Origin of the sequence: Amylolactobacillus amylotrophicus DSM 20534 (genome assembly GCF_001434555.1) — a bacterium.
In the GTDB taxonomy this organism is placed as follows: Bacteria; Bacillota; Bacilli; order Lactobacillales; family Lactobacillaceae; genus Amylolactobacillus; species Amylolactobacillus amylophilus.
The window spans coordinates 308,804-326,889 of record NZ_AZCV01000002.1; the positions used below are offsets into that span (position 1 = coordinate 308,804).

Annotated in this window: 20 protein-coding genes and 1 riboswitch; of the genes, 14 read left to right on the top strand and 6 right to left on the bottom strand. The window is 47.3% G+C overall.

Annotated features, from left to right (window positions below; all coding sequences use genetic code 11):
- Positions 1–2: 2 nt before the first annotated feature.
- The gene (gene cls, locus FC62_RS04390; RefSeq protein ID WP_057890711.1) at positions 3–1,460 is read left to right on the top strand and encodes a cardiolipin synthase; all 1,458 of its coding nucleotides are present in this window, start codon (positions 3–5) and stop codon (positions 1,458–1,460) included.
- A gap of 44 nt (positions 1,461–1,504) precedes the next feature.
- On the opposite strand, the gene FC62_RS04395 is transcribed toward cls, so the two are convergent.
- The gene (locus tag FC62_RS04395) at positions 1,505–1,975 is read right to left on the bottom strand and encodes a hypothetical protein (protein ID WP_054746168.1); all 471 of its coding nucleotides are present in this window, start codon (positions 1,973–1,975) and stop codon (positions 1,505–1,507) included.
- Positions 1,976–2,093: 118 nt separating this feature from the next.
- On the opposite strand from FC62_RS04395, the gene FC62_RS04400 reads away from it, so the two are divergent.
- Together FC62_RS04400 and FC62_RS04405 are read left to right on the top strand one after the other, a co-directional pair.
- Positions 2,094–2,912 carry a hypothetical protein gene (locus FC62_RS04400; RefSeq protein WP_056945866.1) on the top strand — a complete coding sequence of 273 codons (819 nt, stop codon included), beginning with the start codon at positions 2,094–2,096 and terminating at the stop codon, positions 2,910–2,912.
- Positions 2,913–2,957: 45 nt separating this feature from the next.
- On the top strand, positions 2,958–3,644 hold the full coding sequence (locus FC62_RS04405; RefSeq protein ID WP_054746170.1) for an NAD-dependent protein deacylase: 687 nt from the start codon (positions 2,958–2,960) through the stop codon (positions 3,642–3,644).
- Between the two features lie 50 nt (positions 3,645–3,694).
- Here FC62_RS04405 and lepB read toward each other — a convergent pair whose 3' ends face one another.
- Positions 3,695–4,237, bottom strand: coding sequence for a signal peptidase I (lepB, locus tag FC62_RS04410; RefSeq protein WP_056945865.1), 543 nt, complete (start codon positions 4,235–4,237; stop codon positions 3,695–3,697).
- 58 nt (positions 4,238–4,295) lie between these two features.
- Complete coding sequence (locus FC62_RS04415) at positions 4,296–5,069, bottom strand: pyrroline-5-carboxylate reductase family protein (RefSeq protein WP_056945864.1); 774 nt, start codon at positions 5,067–5,069, stop codon at positions 4,296–4,298.
- Between the two features lie 442 nt (positions 5,070–5,511).
- Here FC62_RS04415 and FC62_RS04420 point away from each other — a divergent pair, with 442 nt between their 5' ends.
- Positions 5,512–6,285 (top strand): TerC family protein, encoded by a 774-nt coding sequence (locus FC62_RS04420; RefSeq protein ID WP_056945863.1) that lies wholly within the window; start codon positions 5,512–5,514, stop codon positions 6,283–6,285.
- Between the two features lie 4 nt (positions 6,286–6,289).
- On the opposite strand, the gene FC62_RS04425 is transcribed toward FC62_RS04420, so the two are convergent.
- Positions 6,290–6,655 carry a DUF488 domain-containing protein gene (locus tag FC62_RS04425; protein WP_056945862.1) on the bottom strand — a complete coding sequence of 122 codons (366 nt, stop codon included), beginning with the start codon at positions 6,653–6,655 and terminating at the stop codon, positions 6,290–6,292.
- A gap of 41 nt (positions 6,656–6,696) precedes the next feature.
- Here FC62_RS04425 and FC62_RS04430 point away from each other — a divergent pair, with 41 nt between their 5' ends.
- Complete coding sequence (locus FC62_RS04430; protein WP_056945861.1) at positions 6,697–7,329, top strand: DNA-3-methyladenine glycosylase; 633 nt, start codon at positions 6,697–6,699, stop codon at positions 7,327–7,329.
- Between the two features lie 8 nt (positions 7,330–7,337).
- On the opposite strand, the gene FC62_RS04435 is transcribed toward FC62_RS04430, so the two are convergent.
- Positions 7,338–7,523 (bottom strand): restriction endonuclease subunit S domain-containing protein, encoded by a 186-nt coding sequence (locus FC62_RS04435; RefSeq protein ID WP_056945860.1) that lies wholly within the window; start codon positions 7,521–7,523, stop codon positions 7,338–7,340.
- On the bottom strand, positions 7,510–8,196 hold the full coding sequence (locus FC62_RS04440) for an NAD(P)H-dependent oxidoreductase (RefSeq protein ID WP_056945859.1): 687 nt from the start codon (positions 8,194–8,196) through the stop codon (positions 7,510–7,512). The genes FC62_RS04435 and FC62_RS04440 overlap by 14 nt, the downstream gene beginning before the upstream one ends.
- A gap of 74 nt (positions 8,197–8,270) precedes the next feature.
- A riboswitch (Lysine riboswitch) is annotated at positions 8,271–8,456 on the top strand.
- 95 nt (positions 8,457–8,551) lie between these two features.
- Here FC62_RS04440 and lysA point away from each other — a divergent pair.
- From lysA to dapF, 9 genes are read left to right on the top strand one after another with little or no spacing between them, the layout of a single operon-like run.
- The gene (lysA, locus tag FC62_RS04445) at positions 8,552–9,907 is read left to right on the top strand and encodes a diaminopimelate decarboxylase (RefSeq protein WP_054746177.1); all 1,356 of its coding nucleotides are present in this window, start codon (positions 8,552–8,554) and stop codon (positions 9,905–9,907) included.
- Positions 9,894–10,604: a 2,3,4,5-tetrahydropyridine-2,6-dicarboxylate N-acetyltransferase gene (gene dapD / locus FC62_RS04450; protein ID WP_056945858.1), complete on the top strand. Its 711-nt coding sequence runs from the start codon at positions 9,894–9,896 to the stop codon at positions 10,602–10,604. The genes lysA and dapD overlap by 14 nt, the downstream gene beginning before the upstream one ends.
- A 4-nt stretch (positions 10,605–10,608) precedes the next feature.
- Positions 10,609–11,760: an N-acetyldiaminopimelate deacetylase gene (locus FC62_RS04455; protein ID WP_054746178.1), complete on the top strand. Its 1,152-nt coding sequence runs from the start codon at positions 10,609–10,611 to the stop codon at positions 11,758–11,760.
- The gene (gene dapA / locus FC62_RS04460; protein ID WP_054746179.1) at positions 11,757–12,635 is read left to right on the top strand and encodes a 4-hydroxy-tetrahydrodipicolinate synthase; all 879 of its coding nucleotides are present in this window, start codon (positions 11,757–11,759) and stop codon (positions 12,633–12,635) included. Before FC62_RS04455 ends, dapA begins: the two co-directional genes overlap by 4 nt.
- Positions 12,635–13,405 (top strand): 4-hydroxy-tetrahydrodipicolinate reductase, encoded by a 771-nt coding sequence (gene dapB / locus FC62_RS04465; RefSeq protein ID WP_056945857.1) that lies wholly within the window; start codon positions 12,635–12,637, stop codon positions 13,403–13,405. Before dapA ends, dapB begins: the two co-directional genes overlap by 1 nt.
- A gap of 15 nt (positions 13,406–13,420) precedes the next feature.
- Positions 13,421–14,629 (top strand): aminotransferase class I/II-fold pyridoxal phosphate-dependent enzyme, encoded by a 1,209-nt coding sequence (locus FC62_RS04470; protein WP_056945856.1) that lies wholly within the window; start codon positions 13,421–13,423, stop codon positions 14,627–14,629.
- Positions 14,626–15,678, top strand: a complete 1,053-nt coding sequence (locus tag FC62_RS04475; protein ID WP_054746181.1) for an aspartate-semialdehyde dehydrogenase — start codon at positions 14,626–14,628, stop codon at positions 15,676–15,678. Before FC62_RS04470 ends, FC62_RS04475 begins: the two co-directional genes overlap by 4 nt.
- A gap of 24 nt (positions 15,679–15,702) precedes the next feature.
- Complete coding sequence (locus FC62_RS04480; RefSeq protein WP_056945855.1) at positions 15,703–17,073, top strand: aspartate kinase; 1,371 nt, start codon at positions 15,703–15,705, stop codon at positions 17,071–17,073.
- A gap of 2 nt (positions 17,074–17,075) precedes the next feature.
- Complete coding sequence (gene dapF / locus FC62_RS04485; RefSeq protein ID WP_056945854.1) at positions 17,076–18,053, top strand: diaminopimelate epimerase; 978 nt, start codon at positions 17,076–17,078, stop codon at positions 18,051–18,053.
- Positions 18,054–18,086 lie beyond the last annotated feature (33 nt).

Sequence of the window (18,086 nt, forward strand, 5' to 3'; positions counted from 1 at the left end):
AAGTGGATTTTTTAGTCAGCCTTTGGCAAATTATCATTATTCTAAACGCCATTCTTGCGCTCTACCTTGTCTTTCGTAGGCCAAGAAGTATCGCAACCACACTTGCGTGGCTGCTTGTGCTCATCAGTTTTCCTGTACTCGGTTTTATTCTCTACGCATTCTTCGGCCGTGGGCTCGCACAGGAGAACCTCTTCGCCATTAACAGCCAAGAGCATATTGGTTTGAGTAAGGTCGAGGAGATGATCCCACCTGTGCCAAATCAGGCCGGCAAGACCGACACCACTGATGCGGGTCAGACAATCATCTCCTACTTCAACTCTAAAAAAGACGCGCCTCTAACCAAGAACAATGACGTCAGCATTTTCACTGATGGTCATGATAAGTTTGACGCCCTTTTCAAGGATATCGAGGGAGCAAAAGAGACCATCAACGTCGAGTACTACTCGTTCTTCAACGACCACATCGGCAATAAATTTCTCTCACTTCTCGAGAGAAAGCAGCTTGAAGGAGTTCAGGTCCACCTCATCTATGATCCGTGGGGCTCGCCCGGTGCGCGGAAAAGTTGGTTTGAACCACTGACTAATCTTGGTGGCAAGGTTGTCCCCTTCGTTACGGCGCGCAACCTAATTCGTAAATATCGACTCAATTACCATTTACACAGAAAGATTGTGGTCATTGACGGCAAAATCAGTTGGACCGGCGGTTTCAACGTTGGTGATCAGTATCTAGGCGAGAAGAAGAAGTTTGGTTACTGGCGCGACACCCATGTCCGCATCGTTGGGTCTGCGTCGTTGTTACTCCAGGAACGGTTCATTATGGACTGGAACGCCTCCATCACCACACCAGACGACGCAATTATTTTCGACACAAAGTACTTCCCCGAACTAAACGAACACCTCCTAACGGAAGTAAACGTTCCGACTCAAATTGTGTCGGATGGACCCGACAACGACGAGGAGTTCCTGAAGAACGGTATGACCCGCATGATGACTCAGGCGAAAGAGAAGCTTTGGATTCAGACGCCCTACCTTATCCCGGACGACGCCATGATCGCCACCTGGCAGATCGCCGCTCGCGCTGGCGTAGATGTCAGAATCATGATTCCATGCATGCCAGACCACCCATTCATCTACCGTGCTACGCAGTGGTACGCGAATGCGTTAACAGCCATGGGCATCAAAATTTACGTCTACAACAACGGTTTCCTCCACGCAAAGACAGTCATCACGGACGATAAATTTAGCTCAATTGGGACGATGAATCAGGACTTTCGGAGCTACATGCTGAACTTCGAAGTGAACGCCATCTTCTACGACGAGGCCATTACAAAGAAACTACAAGATATCTTCATTGAGGACATGAAGCAATCAACGCTGCTAACACCGGAAATTATTAAGCAGCAATCGCGCTGGCTCCGGTTCAAGCAGCGGCTCTCGCGCCTCCTCTCACCAATTCTCTAACCATTAAAAAAGGACAAAACCAAATTGGTTTTTGTCCTTTTTGTTTACTCTAAATTCTGAATTTCTATGTTTACCTGATCAGTCGTCTGGTTATTCAGCAGCGGAATCAAGTCTTCAATCGTCTTGCTGAACCGCAGATAGTATGACTGGTTCTTCAAGGTTGTGAAGATGGCCATCACCGCTGGTTTCTTAGCCCGTGGTACAGGAATCAGCGTTATCTTCGCCAAGTCAGTATACTTAACCGACCGCTTAAAATAGCCGCTGATGATGATTCTCTGTTCAGAAATCCCACCGAAGCCATCGACAATACTCATCAGAATGAATCCGGCAAGAAATATCTGAATGAACAAATCACTTTTATCAATCATGCCTGAGTTAAAGGCGAAAGTCAGGAGTAGCAACGACCAAATTAAAGATGAAATGCGATATTTAGCGTAGATACTAATTGTTGTTTGCCAGTACCAGCTATAGACCGCATAGCCAAGTACTAGTAGTACTGGAATAAGATAGAACATCGTATTTCCTCCTTCTTCTTTACCGTTAATTTTACCATTGTTCGGGGTAAATCTGGGACTCGATTTGCTTTTTAACTAAATCTTTCACATAATAGGTATACCATTAAAGGAGAAATGTATGTTAAAACCGTCATTTAAAATAATCACAGTCCTACTACTTAGCACTACTATCCTCACAGCATGTTCTCAGCAAGAACCGAATAATGACTCAACATCGCAATCAACTACCAACAATCAAACAGCTGCCACATCAACCTCAACTAGTTCTACCAACTCGGCCACGGAAACACAGAAGAAGGCTGAGGAGGTCCAAAAATTTAATATTATCGGCTCATGGGAAGCAACAAACCAATTATCGCTTAACTTCAATGAGGATGGGTCCTACACTATTCTCCGCGATGGCCAAGCAAAGGCTGGCACATTCAGGGTCGCTGCAGAATACGATAACACTTTTCTGCTCAAATTAACCAATTACAATCCGCAAACACCGGGTCTCGATACATATCTCTACCTCACAACTAATCTTGACCACACCATCAACGTTTCTAACCTCGGTATATTCAAAAGTATCGGAACCAGCTCAAAGCTTCCTACCGCCCTTTACCTATCCAATTACCTTCAGGAGGAGCCGGAAAATGCTGGTGACAAACTAGTCGGGACCTGGACTAACAAAAATCGGGAAAACCACGTAATCACGACAACCAACTATAACCCCGATGGTTCATTCGAACGTTTCTCCGATGCATCCGGCATCGTGACCCGCGGCAACTTCGCCGTGACAAGCAACGAGACCGAGGTTATTATTACCACCACTGTGCCCGATCATGAGCCCAACCAGGAGAAGTACACTAGAAATGACGCATTCACCGAACTTACTTCTACTACGCCAGGTTTCCAGACCACTTATAGCAAAAACATTTTACCTACTACACGTTAATTTACCTAATTGCTAGCTTTCGAGGCTAAAAAGATGGACGAAAAAATAACAGAACTACAACAAGACTTAACAGATTATGAACACATCGTTTTCCTAACTGGGGCAGGCGTCTCCACGCCCTCGGGCATCCCCGATTACCGCTCTAAAGGAGGCCTATATTCGGGCCACAGCAATCCAGAGTATCTCTTAAGCCATGATAACCTGAGCGAGCACCCAGATAGCTTCTACCGTTTCGTCATGGACAACATGTTCTACCCGGCCGCCGAGCCAAACATTATTCACCGCAAAATGGCTGCCATCACTAATGAAAAGGGCTGGATCATTACACAAAACGTGGATGGTTTGGATAGTAAGGCTGGCGCAAAGCATCTGATTGAGTTTCACGGTAATTTATATGACTTGTTTTGTCAGCAGTGTCAGCGCAAATTCACGTACCAAGAGTATGCTAAATCATACATCCACGCTTCGGATGGCGGTATCATCAGGCCGAGAATCGTCCTCTACAACGAGTCCATCAATCTGGACAAGTTAAGCCAATCTGCAGCAATCCTTAGTGAAGCAGACTTAATCGTCCTAGTCGGTACGAGCTTTCGCGTCTATCCCTTTGCGCAACTACTCAACTACCGTAACGCCCTAGCGAAGATCTGGGTTATCAACCGCGAACCGATTGGCGAAGATGCAGAACTCAATAGTATCATCGCCGACGCCACGGATATTTTCAATCAAATATAAAAAGATTAGCGTAGCCCGTTTCTCCGTTACGCTAATCTTTTTTCGACTTTTTAAAATAATTGAATATGCGTGAGCGGGAAGTAACGGACTAGGACAACACCAACGATGGTCGCGTTACTGACAAAGCCAAATACCCGACTATCGGTTGAGTTGGGGCGATTGTCCCCCATTACAAAGAATTGATTGACCGGGACATTGAACCTCTTCGTTAAGGTGAACAAATCAAAGTCTCCGGTATAATGATTGCCAGTTTGTTGTTGATAGTCCGTTCGTGCAGTACCAAGGTAATTTTCTGGCTGAATTTGATCATTAACGTATAAGACATCATTTCGCATCCTGATTGAATCCCCCGGTACGCCAATCACCCGTTTGATATAGAATTGACCGCTGCCATCCGGCGCCTTAAACAGTACGATGTCCCCGCGTTGTGGATTCGAGCGCCGCAAGGCAATCACCCGATCACCAGCATTTAAAGTTGTGTTCATAGAATCTCCGACCACCTTGGCGTTAGCGATTACCTTAGTAAAAATCAGGGTAAGAATCGCAACACTAACTACAATGGCGAGAATATTTCTAACAAAAAATTTAATCATACACGCTTTTGCTCCCATTTCGTTCATGATAACAGCAATGTATGAAATAAATGTGACTTTAAGCGATAGTTTTTGTAATGGCCTCCATCACGGCAGCTCTAAAGCCGTGCTGTTCGAGTGCATTCACACCCCTAATCGTTGAACCACCTGGCGATGCCACTAAATCCTTTAGCTGTGCTGGCAGGATTTGTCGGTCGAGGAGCAGGCTTGCCGTGCCACGGAGCATCTGTTCTGCCACCTGGTACGCAACCTTTCTACCTAAGCCATGAAGCACCATGCTGTCAGCTAAAGCCTCGACAAAGATTGCAGCAAACGCTGGTGCACTACCACCCCCGGCACTAACCACATCCAGCAAGTCAGCCTCTACTCGTACAATCTGACCTAAGCCCCTTAACAACTCCATTACAGGCGTGTCTTCACTTGCTTGGTCAACTGTACTGTCCACCGCAAGTACGCCCTGATTGACGCTCACCGGAATATTCGGAATCATGTAAATGAGCCCGGTCACACGCCCCAACAATTGTTTTAGTTCGGGTACATCAACGCCATATGCGACCGAGACTACGACCGTTTCTGCAGTAATTATGCTAGCCAGTTTGGGCAAAATAGTCCGGGTGACATCAACCGGAGTGGCATTAATCACTAGATCCGCACCAGAAAACTCGGCTAACTGGCCCACGGGATTAATTTGGTACTTATGGGCAATTTTCGCTGTCGATTCTGTGTGTCCCGATAAGACATAGATGTTTTCACGTGAAACATTTTCTAGGTTACACAATCCAGCAATCAGTGCCGCACCCATCGAGCCCGCACCTAATACATATATATTCATTATTTTGCTCCATTCTAATATGCTATTATTCTTAAGTTTCCGTTATTCATTTTGATATTTAACGCCAAGTCTTATACAATTAACGCAGTTAGAGACTTGGAGGGTACCATGGGTATTAAAAGAGACATCCTGTATTATGACTTTATTTAGTATAAAGATTACTACTATCTTGTCGCTGCAACCAATCGCGGGCTCGACTTCGTTAGTTCACGGGATAACCAATTCTACGAATTTTCTTCATTCTACCCCCAAAAGATGCTCATCAAGGATGCCGCCAAGATCAAACCATACGTTACCCAAATCAAAGAGTACTTAGATCACAAACGGAAGAAGTTCACCATTCCCATCGAGTTGTTCTCAACAACAAGAGCCTTGGTTTATACCGTGGCGGTCGAGAAATGCATGAGGACCTAATTGAATTAGAAAGAGAACCACGTGACTAGTGAAATTACTAAATATATACCAACCCTTTTTTGACCTGCACAATTGGGAGACTGTCCTAACCTCTGCCAACGACTGGCTCTTAATTTTAACATTAGTACTAATGGAATGTCTGTTGTCAGTCGATAATGCCGTCGTCCTGGCCGCACAGACGCAGAGCCTACCAGACAAGAAACAACAGAGGAAATCGCTGATTTATGGCCTCTGGGGAGCATACCTGTTCCGTTTCATCGTGATTGGCATCGGTACTTACCTCATTCATTGGTGGGAAATCAAGGCTCTTGGATCCATCTACCTCTTCTATTTGGCTGCTAGTTTCTTCTGGAAACAGCATCACCCAACGACTTCAAAGACACCAGAACATAAATCTAAGCAGGCACAAGCTCGCAAACATGTTTTGTCGTTATTCTGGCGGGTGGTAATCAGCATTGAGCTCATGGACATCGTCTTTTCAATCGACTCCGTTCTAGCAGCACTCGCCTTGTCTGGCAATCCCGTCATAGTCCTACTTGGTGGCATGATTGGCATCCTCGCAATGCGTGGGGTGGCCGAGATTATCATCAAGTTGATGCAGATCATCCCAGAATTGCAGTACATGGCCTATGTGCTCATCATGCTAATCTCATTCAAGTTGTTCTTGGCCCTACCGATTATCGACTATGAGGTGCCCAACAACATCTTTGCCATCATCATTTTGGTGATTATTGCCGGAACCATCCTCTATCATTTCCTCAGACCCAAGAAGACGATGTACTCACAGAATAAGCATGCTTAATCATTCACTCAATTAAATCCCTTAAATAATCCAACAAAACTACAGCCTCATTATGTGTCTGATTCTTCGCACCATATATCAGATAAACATCATCTTGCTGTAGTTTTTGTTTTACCAAATTGACCAATTCCTCAGTAGCTTGGTTATCGTTCAACTCAGCAGTATACTTTTCTTTGAAGGCAGGATATTTATCGTCCTCATGATTAAACCACTTACGTAACTCGGTGCTCGGTGCAGTCTCCTTACTCCACAAATCAATTCGCGCTCGCTCCTTTTTAACGCCACGTGGCCACAACCGATCGACCAGAATCCGATATCCGGTTGCTGGCTGCTCCTTATCGTAAATACGTAATAAACTTAATTTACCCATTCTGTTCACCTCAAACATAATCATACAACAAAGGAATAACGATGCATTCAAAATTAGTAAGCTTTTTCCAAAACCGTTCAACCGCAGAAATAGCCCGGGATCTCCTAGGCCGTGAGCTGACCTACGATTCACCAAATGGCCTTGTCGGTGGATTGATTGTTGAAACGGAGGCCTATCTTGGGCCGACAGATTGTGCCGCCCACTCTTATGGCGGTCACCGCAGCCCGGCCAACGAAGGACTTTACTGTGTTGGTGGATCCCTTTACATCTACAGCCGGCGCCAGTACTATTTCCTCGATATTAGCACCCAAGAAAAAGATAATCCTGAAGGAATCCTCATTCGGGCTATTCAGCCAACAATTGGGCAAGAAATCATGCTGGCCAACCGAATAAAGGGCGGTTTCGAGCTGACAAACGGACCAGGCAAATTTATGCAGGCATTCGGTGTAGTGGATAAATCAGCAGATTTACTTCTGCTAACCGACTCGCCTTTCACGGTCAATCTCGACCACAAAAAGACACCAAACACCATCGCAGCATCACCCAGAATCGGCATTAATGCTAGCGACGCAACCTGGGCTAATGCGCCTCTACGCTTCTACGTTTCGGGTAATCCATTCGTCTCACGGCTAAGAAAACGTGATTACGATTTGGCAAACTTCGGTTGGCGATAAGCTCAGCTCTACCAACCTTCATGATTCCAGAGCTCCCCGTCAATCTGTTGCTGCTTCTGCTCTATTCTCTTGTCTAACTCAGCCAGATGTTCCTGCAAATATGCCAGCAACGCCCGTTCCTCATACCTTTGATGTTCTGGAATCTCTCGTGCAATGATTTCTGCAAACCATGGTCGCTGTTCATTCTCGGTCATTTTTGATCTCCCCTAATGTCGCATCTAACAGTCGATACTCATCCAACTGTTGCTGCAAATAATCACGCAGGATCGCGCTATTCGCTGTCTGCTCAATCTTTGTGAGCTGAGCCAGTAGCCACTCGCTTCTCTGCTCGAAACTGGCATCCGCATCAGCGATATACATCAGATATTCGATCAGCGTCCGCTCCTGCTGCTTTGGTGTCTGATAATTAAATTGCTCAATGATAAACGGCTTCCTATAGCTAAATCCCACCTTCTCAGCGAAAGCCTGAAACGGGCTTAGTAGTTCACTAATGGTCCGGCCAATCCTCGCACCCGCGCCGAAATCGGCACTTTTATCAGCCATAGAAATAACCGCTGCAAGCGTTGCTGGCTGGACCTTGTTCTTCTCCTGTAGATCGTGGACAAACTTATCAGTGAAGAGCTCCTCCTGCCACTGAGCGAGCGAGGCTGGTGCCGAGTACCAATATAAGGGAAACTGAAGAAAAACTTCAGCACTGTTTAATATTAATTCGCGTTGTTCAGCCAAACTCAGGGTGGACCTCAACAACTTTTGGTCGAGTTTAATGATATTTACTCCGGCATCAAGCCAGTTTAATCCCTCGAGCAAAAATGATTGGACCGCCGATTCTGCTAGTTTTGGGTGAGAAAGCACAATAGTTTTTTTCATTGTTTTTCCATTTTCTAATTGACATTGTCTTGGTAGATTGCTAACATCAATATACATTCAAATATAAAAAACCACAACACTATAGAGGTTGCGGATAATCACGAAGGTACTGGAGTGTGTATTCACGATGAAGGTAACGTAAGGATGTCCGCCGAAATGTCTTGCAAGAATGCACTTGTTGGATGTTGGGCCACCGGGAAATACCCGCTGGACTGTCTCAATGAGTTTTACCAAGCTTATTGAGGAGCGCTATGTTTTTGGAAATGGTAGTTTAATTTCAGAAATCATACTAAACCTCTATCGAATCTATTTTCGATGGAGGTTTTTTTGACCGAAATTCTTGGAGGAATTGCTCATGCTATTTGGGACAACGAATTATGTAAATGACCACTTAACAATTGGCGGCGTGCCAGTACCATACCTGGCCGAAAAATATGGCACACCATTGTTTATCTATGATGTCGCACTCATGCGGCAGCAAATGCGGGCCTTCAAGGAGGTATTCACCAAACGTAAATTAGCTCATCGGGTCATCTATGCAAGTAAGGCATTCTGTAGCACGGCGATGTATCAGTTGCTGCAACAAGAGCAGCTCGGTTGTGATGTCGTCTCGGGGGGTGAATTATACGCAGCACTAGCAGCCGGAATGGATCCTGCCATGATGGAGTTCCACGGTAACAATAAGAGTAAAGCCGAGCTAACCGCAGCTGTGACCGCGGGTATTGGCAAAATTGTCGTGGATAACTTTCACGAAATCGAGTTACTGAATCAGGTGCTGGCAGAACAGCAAACTACCCAGGAAGTTCTCTTTCGGATTGCTCCCGGTGTCACCGCCGAAACCCATGACTATATCCTTACGGGCCAGCAAGACTCGAAGTTTGGTTTCGACGTGGCGAGCGGCCAGGCTGAGGAGGCACTCGTACAACTTCTCCACTCACCGCGAATCAAGATTCAGGGTATCCACTTCCACATTGGTTCACAGATATTTGCTGCTACCGGCTACGAGAAGGCACTTGAGCGCACGTTTAACCTGTTAACGAAGTGGCGAAGCAAATTCGGCTTCACGGCGAGAATCGTGAATATTGGCGGTGGCTTCGGCGTACGCTACACCGAAAACGACAACCCAAATACTCCTGTTCAGCTGATGACCCAGATAACCGATACTTTTGTCCAACATGTACAAGAACAGCACTATCCCTTACCGGAAATCTGGATTGAGCCCGGTCGTAGCATTGTTGCAGAGGCCGGAACCACGGTATATCAAGTCGGCTCTAGCAAGCATATCCCCGGTATTAGGCAATACATATCAGTCGATGGCGGGATGGGCGATAATATTCGCCCCGCCCTCTATGATGCCACGTATAACTTCGTACCCGTCGAGTTAACCAATGAACACAACCTGGCCCCTCAGACCATCAGAATCACGGGTAAATATTGTGAAAGTGGTGATATTCTTCAGAAGTCCATCACCCTCCCTCACCTTGCGCCCGGCGACTTGATTGCCATGCAGAGTACTGGCGCGTACGGCTACTCAATGGCCAGCTCATACAACAATAATCCAAGACCTGCGGTCGTGTTCGTGGAGGACGGCCAAGATCACCTAGTGATTAGACGAGAGACATACGCAGACCTGACCCGCTTAAACATCCCATTACCAAACGAAACACAATCACAAGGAAAAGTAGGAGTAACAGACAATGTCAGAATTTAGTGCCCAGGAAATAATCAATTTTATCGCGAACGGAAAGAAACAAACACCAGTCAAGGTCTACATTGGCGGCCAATTGGCAGACCTTGTAATCCCGGAGAGCATTCAGGCTTTCATCGAGCAAAAAACCGGCATCTTATTCGGCGAATACGAGGATATTAGTAAATTCATGCGGGAAAATCAAGCGTTTATCACCTCCTCCCGGATCGAATCGGCTGCCAGAAACTCAGCCGTACCACTACTCGATACTACCGAAATCCCAGCCAGAATTGAGCCCGGCGCAATCATCCGTGACCGAGTAGAGATTGGCCAGAATGCGGTGATTATGATGGGCGCCATTATCAATATTGGAGCCATCATTGGCACAAATACAATGATTGATATGGGCGCTGTGCTCGGTGGCCGAGCAACCGTCGGCGCTAACTGCCACATCGGTGCCGGTGCAGTACTCGCCGGGGTCATAGAGCCGGCATCGGCTACACCCGTGATTATCGAGGATGATGTACTGGTCGGTGCTAATGCAGTCGTCATCGAGGGTGTCCGTGTAGGTACGGGCGCCGTCATTGCTGCAGGAGCCGTTGTCATCGATGATGTCGCACCGCATACCGTTGTTGCCGGTTCGCCCGCTCGCAAAATCAAGGACGTGGATGCAAAAACCATCAGTAAGACCGGCCTGCAAGCCGCGCTAAGGAAGTTGTAGGACTATGTTAAAAGAAGCAGAATTAATTCTTATCAGAAGAAAGTTACATCAAATTCCAGAACTTGCCTTGGCGGAATATCAGACGCAAAAGCTTCTGTTGGCGGAGATTAGTAAGCTACCACAAGACTACCTAGAAGTAAGAACCGTTCAGGAGCTGCCAACCGCCATTTTTGTACGAGTGCGTGGGAGTAACCCTGAGAAAACGATCGGTTATCGTGCCGATATGGATGCCTTGCCGGTAGATGAACAACTCCGCTCCTCGTTCATCTCACAAATAGACGGACAAATGCACGCATGCGGGCACGACTTCCACATGACAGTTGCTCTCGGAGTGCTCAGCCATCTGAGCGAACACCAACCCAGGAACAACTTTGTCTTCTTCTTTCAACCCGGGGAAGAAAGTCAAAACGGCGGTAAATTGGCTTACGATGCAGGTCTGTTCTCAGGTGATTTTCGACCAGATGAATTCTTTGCTCTCCACGTCAACCCCGCGTTACCAGCGGGCACTATTGGCTGCAACGCTGGCACCCTGTTTGCGGGGACAACCGAAGTTAACGTCGACTTCCACGGCACGAGTGGCCACGCCGCCTTCCCGCACCAAGCAAACGACATGATTGTGGCAGCAAGTCAATTCATTACGCAAGCACAAACAATTGTCTCGAGAAACGTTAACCCAACTGAGGGTGGCGTGCTCTCTTTTGGCAAAATGACGGCAGGGACGATCCGCAATGTGATCGCCGGCGAAGTGCGCCTCGAAGGGACAATTCGTGGTTTTACCCAACCGATGATTGAATTAATTGGGCACCGACTTAAAGAAGTTGCTGCGGGAATCGCTGTTAGCTTCAACGCTGAAGTTAACGTCACGCTCAATCAGGGCGGCTACCTCCCTGTAGTCAACGACCCACACACCACGGCCGCCTTTATCTCATTCATGCAGAATAATTCAACCATTCAATTCACGCAGACTAAGGCTGCGATGACCGGCGAGGACTTCGGCTACCTACTGGCTCAGATACCCGGCACAATGTTCTGGCTCGGGGTCGGTCCAACAAGTTCACTCCATTCCGCTACTTTTAACCCCAATGAGGCCGCTCTTCAAAAAGGCGTGACTGCATTTACTAAATTTATTGAGAACTATGAGGAGATCAACCAATGAAAAATGCCGATATTGTTACCGCAATCGTCACTCCATTTACCCCGGAGAACGAAATCGATTTTAGCGCGTTAGAAAAATTAACTAATCACCTGATAGCAACTGGTTCCACCGGTTTCGTCATTGGTGGTACAACCGGTGAGACCCCTACCCTAACTAACGATGAGCAATTGGAACTCTACCGTAAATTCGTGCAGATAGTTGCCGGACGAGCAGTAATCATCGCCGGTACAGGCTCAAACAATACCGCTGCGACCATCGCCCTCACAAATGAGGTGAGTCAGATTCAGGGCATTGGTTACGCACTCGTTGTTGTACCCTATTACAGCAAAACCAGTCAACGTGGCCTCCTAGCACACTTTTCGGCCGTTGCAGCCAATTCAAAAGTGCCAATTCTAATCTATAATATCCCCGGACGGACCGGAATTGTGATGGAGAATGAAACAATCGTTGAACTTGCCCATAACAAAAACATCGCGGGCATCAAGCAGTGTACCTCACTGAATGACATCTCGTTCATCGTCGAGCACACCAACGATTTCCTGGTGTATACAGGTGAGGACCCACAGGCACTCTCCGCAAAGGAGCTCGGTGCAACGGGGGTAATATCTGTCGCCAGTCACCTCTACGGGGCGGAAATGCGGGAAATGTACACTTTGGTCGACCAGGGAAACGTGCTAGATGCCGCAAGTATTATGCGTAAACTACAGCCAAAGATGCTGGCTTTATTCTCTTACCCTTCGCCGACACCGGTAAAAGCAGCATTAGCATACCAGGGTTACCTGTACAACAGTTGCCGCCTACCACTGGTTCCCCTAACCTCCGCAGAGGAGGATGCGGTTTTAGCAGCACTAGAGTTAGTAGGGGGGCACGCCTAATGCAAAAAGTTATCGTAGCTGGCTTTACCGGTTCCATGGGAAGTCAAGTTGTACAACTGGTTGAACGTCTAGCAGAATTCCAGCTGGCGGGAGTCTATAACCCGCATATCGACTCGTTAAATCCTACCGATTTCAACCTAGCTAGTTCTGTCCAAGTATTCAATAATTTACAGCAGATTACCCTTAATGATGCCATCTGGATTGACTTCAGTGTGCCAAGCGCTGTTTTCACCAACGCAAAGTTTGCGCTAGAACACGGTCTGAAACCTGTCATCGGAACCAGTGGCCTGAGCACCACTGAGATCGCCCAATTGCGCCAAATCGCCGCCAAGAAAGAAATGAGTGGTATCATCGCACCGAACTTCGGACTCTCGGCGATTCTCTTACTCAAGTTTGCGCAAACAGCAGCGCGTTACTTCCCAGATGTGGAAATAATTGAGCTCCACCATGCAGATAAACTGGACGCTCCATCAGGTACGGCGCTAGCCACTGCCAAAGCAATCAGAGAAGTGACGCCCGAAAAGAAGTTCCACGACCAACAAGCTGCATCCCCCGCGCGTGGACTCGACCACGAAGGAATTAAGATTCATTCGGTCCGCCTCCCAGGTTACGTCGCCCATGAGGAAGTACTGTTTGGCGCAGCCGGCGAAGCTTTAACCATTCGCCAAGACTCCTTTGACCGTGCCTCATTCATGCGTGGGGTCGAGCTGGCACTGAATTACGTCTCAGACAATCAAGATTTCATCGTGGGTCTAGAAAATATTTTATAAAAAGAAGGTTTAAAAATGCCCCAGTTACGAACAGCACTTGCGCAAAACTTTAACCAGGCGGTCAACCAAATTCGGCCATCAGCAATTCGTGAATTCGACCAACAAATTTCTGATATAGATGGCATCATCAAGCTCACTTTAGGCCAGCCCGACTTCAATGTACCGGAGCATGTGAAAGAAGCCGCAGTTCGCAGTATTAACGAGAACCATTCTGGTTACACACCTCAGCGTGGTATACCAGAGCTCCGTCAAGCAATCAGTGATTATCTTCTGCAAACAACCAGTGTTCGTTACTCCCCCGAATCCGAGATTGTCGTGACCGTTGGCGCCTCCGAGGCAATCATGTCTAGCCTGGCAGCAATTCTTAATCCCGGAGATAAGGTAATCGTACCTACGCCGGCATTCCCATTGTACTTTGCCGCAGTTGAACTAAATCAGGCTACTGTAATTCCAATTGATACTTCTGCCGATGAATTTGTTTTGACACCAGAAAAGCTCCAGGCGGTCCTCGATGAAGAGCCTCGCGTCAAGGCGATTATCCTCAATTACCCGAACAACCCCACCGGGATTGAGTATACCGAACAGGAATTGGTAACGCTCGCAAATGTGCTCAAAAACCATGATATCTACGTCATTGCAGACGAAATCTATAATGAATTAACCTACGGAGTTACCCACCACTCCATTGCAGCTCTTTTACCGGAGCAGACCATTGTAATCAATGGTTTATCGAAATCACACTCAATGACTGGCTACCGCCTAGGATATTTCGCCGCACCCGCAGACTTCGTCACTAAGGCCAGCAAGGTCCACGCTTTCTGGGTGACATGTCCATCTAACCCCGCCCAATATGCTGCTCTCGAAGCACTAACGAATGGCCTGCAGGATGCCGCAGTTATGCGAACAGCCTACGAAGAACGACTTACTTATATTAAGGCAGAGTTTCGCAAAATGGGCTTTCAGATTGGTCAAACGACCGGTGCATTCTACTTATTTGCGGGTATACCGCCCACATTTAACGGCGATTCAACCACGTTCGCTCTAGCGCTAGCCAAATCTGCCAAAGTCGGAGTAATCCCGGGCGCCGCGTTTGGCCCCGGCGGGGAACGCTACATTCGCGTCTCTTATGCGTCATCTTTGAGAGATTTACAAACAGCAGTCAAGCGAATTAGTACTTTTTTGAAGACAAATACAAGTAATACCCTGGAGGAAGTAAACAAATGACTAAATATAATATTGCCGTGCTCGGAGCAACGGGTGCGGTGGGCCGGAGAATTATCAAGCTACTAGAGGAGACCTCAATTCCAATCAACCACTTGAAATTGCTGGCATCGGCACGCTCCGCCGGCACTACCCTTACATTTAAGGGCCAGGAGGTTACTGTGGAGGAGGCTACTCCCGATTCCTTTGCCGACGTAGCACTCGTTCTCTCGTCCGCTGGTGGCAATGTGTCCAAAAGACTTCTCCCAGAAGCGGTCAAACGGGGTGCGGTATGCATCGATAATACCAGCGCATTTCGCATGGAGGAAGATGTTCCATTAGTAGTACCAGAGGTCAACGCGGCGGCACTCAAAGAGCATCATGGAATCATCGCGAACCCAAATTGCTCCACCATTCAGATGGTATTATGCCTTGAACCAATTCGCCGCCAATTCGGTCTCAACCGGGTGATTGTTTCCACCTACCAGGCAGTTTCCGGTGCCGGTCAATCCGCCATCAAGGAGCTACAAGCCGAGAATGCTGCGCTAGTTAATGCAGTTAGTCAGCCCACTCCAACGATTCTGCCGACGGCCGCTGACAGGAATCATTACCAGATTGCCGGCAACTTATTACCTCAAATAGATGTATTTGAAGCCGACGGCTACTCCCACGAGGAGTGGAAGATGATTCACGAGACGAAGAAAATAATGCTGGGTGACATGGATGCGCCGGAATTAAAGGTCACAGCGACTTGCGTTCGAGTACCAGTTGAGATTGGCCACGGAGAGTCGGTCTACTTCGAAGTTGCCGATCAAACGGCAACTAGCGCCGACATTCGTGCACTGTTGAATAATGCGCCAGGAATCGTCGTAGAAGACGACCCCAGCACTCAACTGTATCCCCAAGCACTTACAGCCGCCGGTCGAAAAGAAACTTTTGTCGGTCGAATCAGACCTGATTTAGAAACCCACGGGGCCTTTAACATGTGGATTGTGGCCGATAACTTACTGAAGGGGGCCGCTTGGAATACGGTTCAAATTGCCGAAAAGCTGGTTACCCAAGAATTAATCTAACTAATTTCCCGAGGAGTATTCATTGTGAAAATTACTAAATTTGGCGGCACTTCGTTAGCCGATGCCAGCCAGTACCGCAAAGTGATCGACATCATTAGCGCCGACGCAGAGCGCCAGGTCATCGTCACCTCTGCTCCCGGCAAAAGATTTCCAGGCGACATTAAAGTAACCGATCTCCTGATTCAATATGCCCAGCTTACACTTGCTGGAGCAGAGACCGCTGAGCTAGCTGACACAATCTACGAGCGCTATGAAACAATCGGCCGTGCATTTCAAGTTGAACAAGCCGTACTGGAGGACATCCATACTATAATACTCGATTTGGTCTCCATCACATTTCACGATTCGGCTGAATTACAACACACTTTTAAGGCCCACGGTGAGATACTCAACGCATTATTATTTGCTAGTTGCCTTAATTCTGTCGGTATCCCCGCCCGTTTCGTCGATCCCCGCGAGTTAGGTATTGTTGCACAGGAACGCGACCATGAGGTGGTTTTAGCCGACGAAACATATCGTCACTTGAACCAGTTTAACTTGGGTGCGCAGCGCATCGTGGTGCCCGGCTTCTACGCCTACACCCCAGACAATAAAATCATTACTTTTGCCCGCGGCGGTTCAGATATCACCGGCTCGATTCTCGCAGCAGGCTTGCATGCAACGATGTACGAAAATTTCACGGATGTAGATGCCATCTTTGCCGCCAATCCCCAGATTATCGACAATCCTGCGGCCATCAAGTTAATGACCTATCGGGAAATGCGTGAACTCTCATATGCTGGTTTCTCAGTGTTTAATGACGAGGCGATCATTCCCGCAATTCAGGGCCACATCCCGATCAATGTGAAAAATACGAATCACCCTGATGCGCCAGGGACGCTCATAGTCTCAGACAGTGAGTACGAGGCCCGCCAGTTGGTAACGGGAATCGCCGCATCCAGTCGCTTTGCTGCACTCTATCTGCACCGTTACCTGCTAAATAAGCAGGCTGGATTCACGTTGAAAATCCTCCAAATACTGTATAAATACGGCGTATCGTATGAACATATGCCCTCTGGAATTGACGACTTGACAATCATCTTCGACAAGTCGCAATTGCAACCAGAAATTATCAGTCATTTTCTGGCCGAGATTAAAGAAGAAGTCTGTCCGGACGAAATGGAATGGATTGATGATTACGCCATTATCATGGTGGTGGGCGAAGGGATGCGCAATCGAGTTGGTATCATCGAAAACATCATCAATCCACTCGCACTGCACGATATCCCAGTTAAAATGATCAATCAAGGCGCGTCGCGCATCTCTATCATGCTCGGCACTGATCGGGCAGATGCGGCAAATGCAATTAAATATATCTACAACCGGTTCTTTAACAATAATTACTTGGAGGTCTGAAAATGGTCGAACTACTGAAAGTCCACGGCTCAGCAAACACATTTTTTCTATTAGATCAAAACACACTAGAGAAGAAGCTAACGCAGTCAGAATTGGCCTCCCTCGGCCAATTCATCGCAGCAGCAAATAACGGAATTATCGGCGGTGCAGATGGCCTGCTCGTCATCGACGAAGCAACAAATAGTCAAAGTCTTGCCAGCATGGAGGTGATTAATGCGGACGGTAGCATTGCATCGATGTGTGGCAACGGCCTCCGCACAGTCTCTCGCTTCCTATCAGAGAAGTATCATCTAGAAATGTTTCACGTGGAAACACCATTGAAGTCCCTTGCAGTCTCACGGGCACAGCCACTCCACGACAATTTACAAACTTTTAGCGTAGAGATTTCGCCCATCTCATTCGCACAGACAGACGTTGGCTTTTCGAACCTTGGCCACGAGGAAATTAGAAATATCGTGCTACCAGAGATTGATCCAGAGTTACGTTTCACCGCCGTAGCCGTACCTAACCCGCACTTGATTGCTTTTGTCGATCAGGAACAATTGCAATCTGACCGGCAACAACAGATTGGCGAAACACTGAATGCTCCGAATCCCTACTTCCCCGACGGCGTTAACGTTAGTTTCGTTCAGGTCATCTCTGCCAACAAAATTTTTGTTAAAACCTTCGAACGCGGTGTTGGCTTTACGAATGCTTGTGGCACAGCAATGGCAGCCAGTAGCTTGGTGACGGCTTTAACGTACCCCGATTTGATTAATTTTAACCAGAAAAACACCGTATTAAACCCAGGTGGAATGGTCCAGACCGTAGTGCACACGCTTGATGATCACTACCGCATTGAACTCATTGGTAACGCAACTTTTACCCACACAATCAACTTGTCTGAAACGGATCTTAGGGAACATGACTTCACCAATGCTCAGATTAGGGAAACGGGTGAGCAACGCATTTACCAAGATTTTGTCGACTCAATAAAATAATTTTATGCTTGACAACGACTCATATTAATCTCT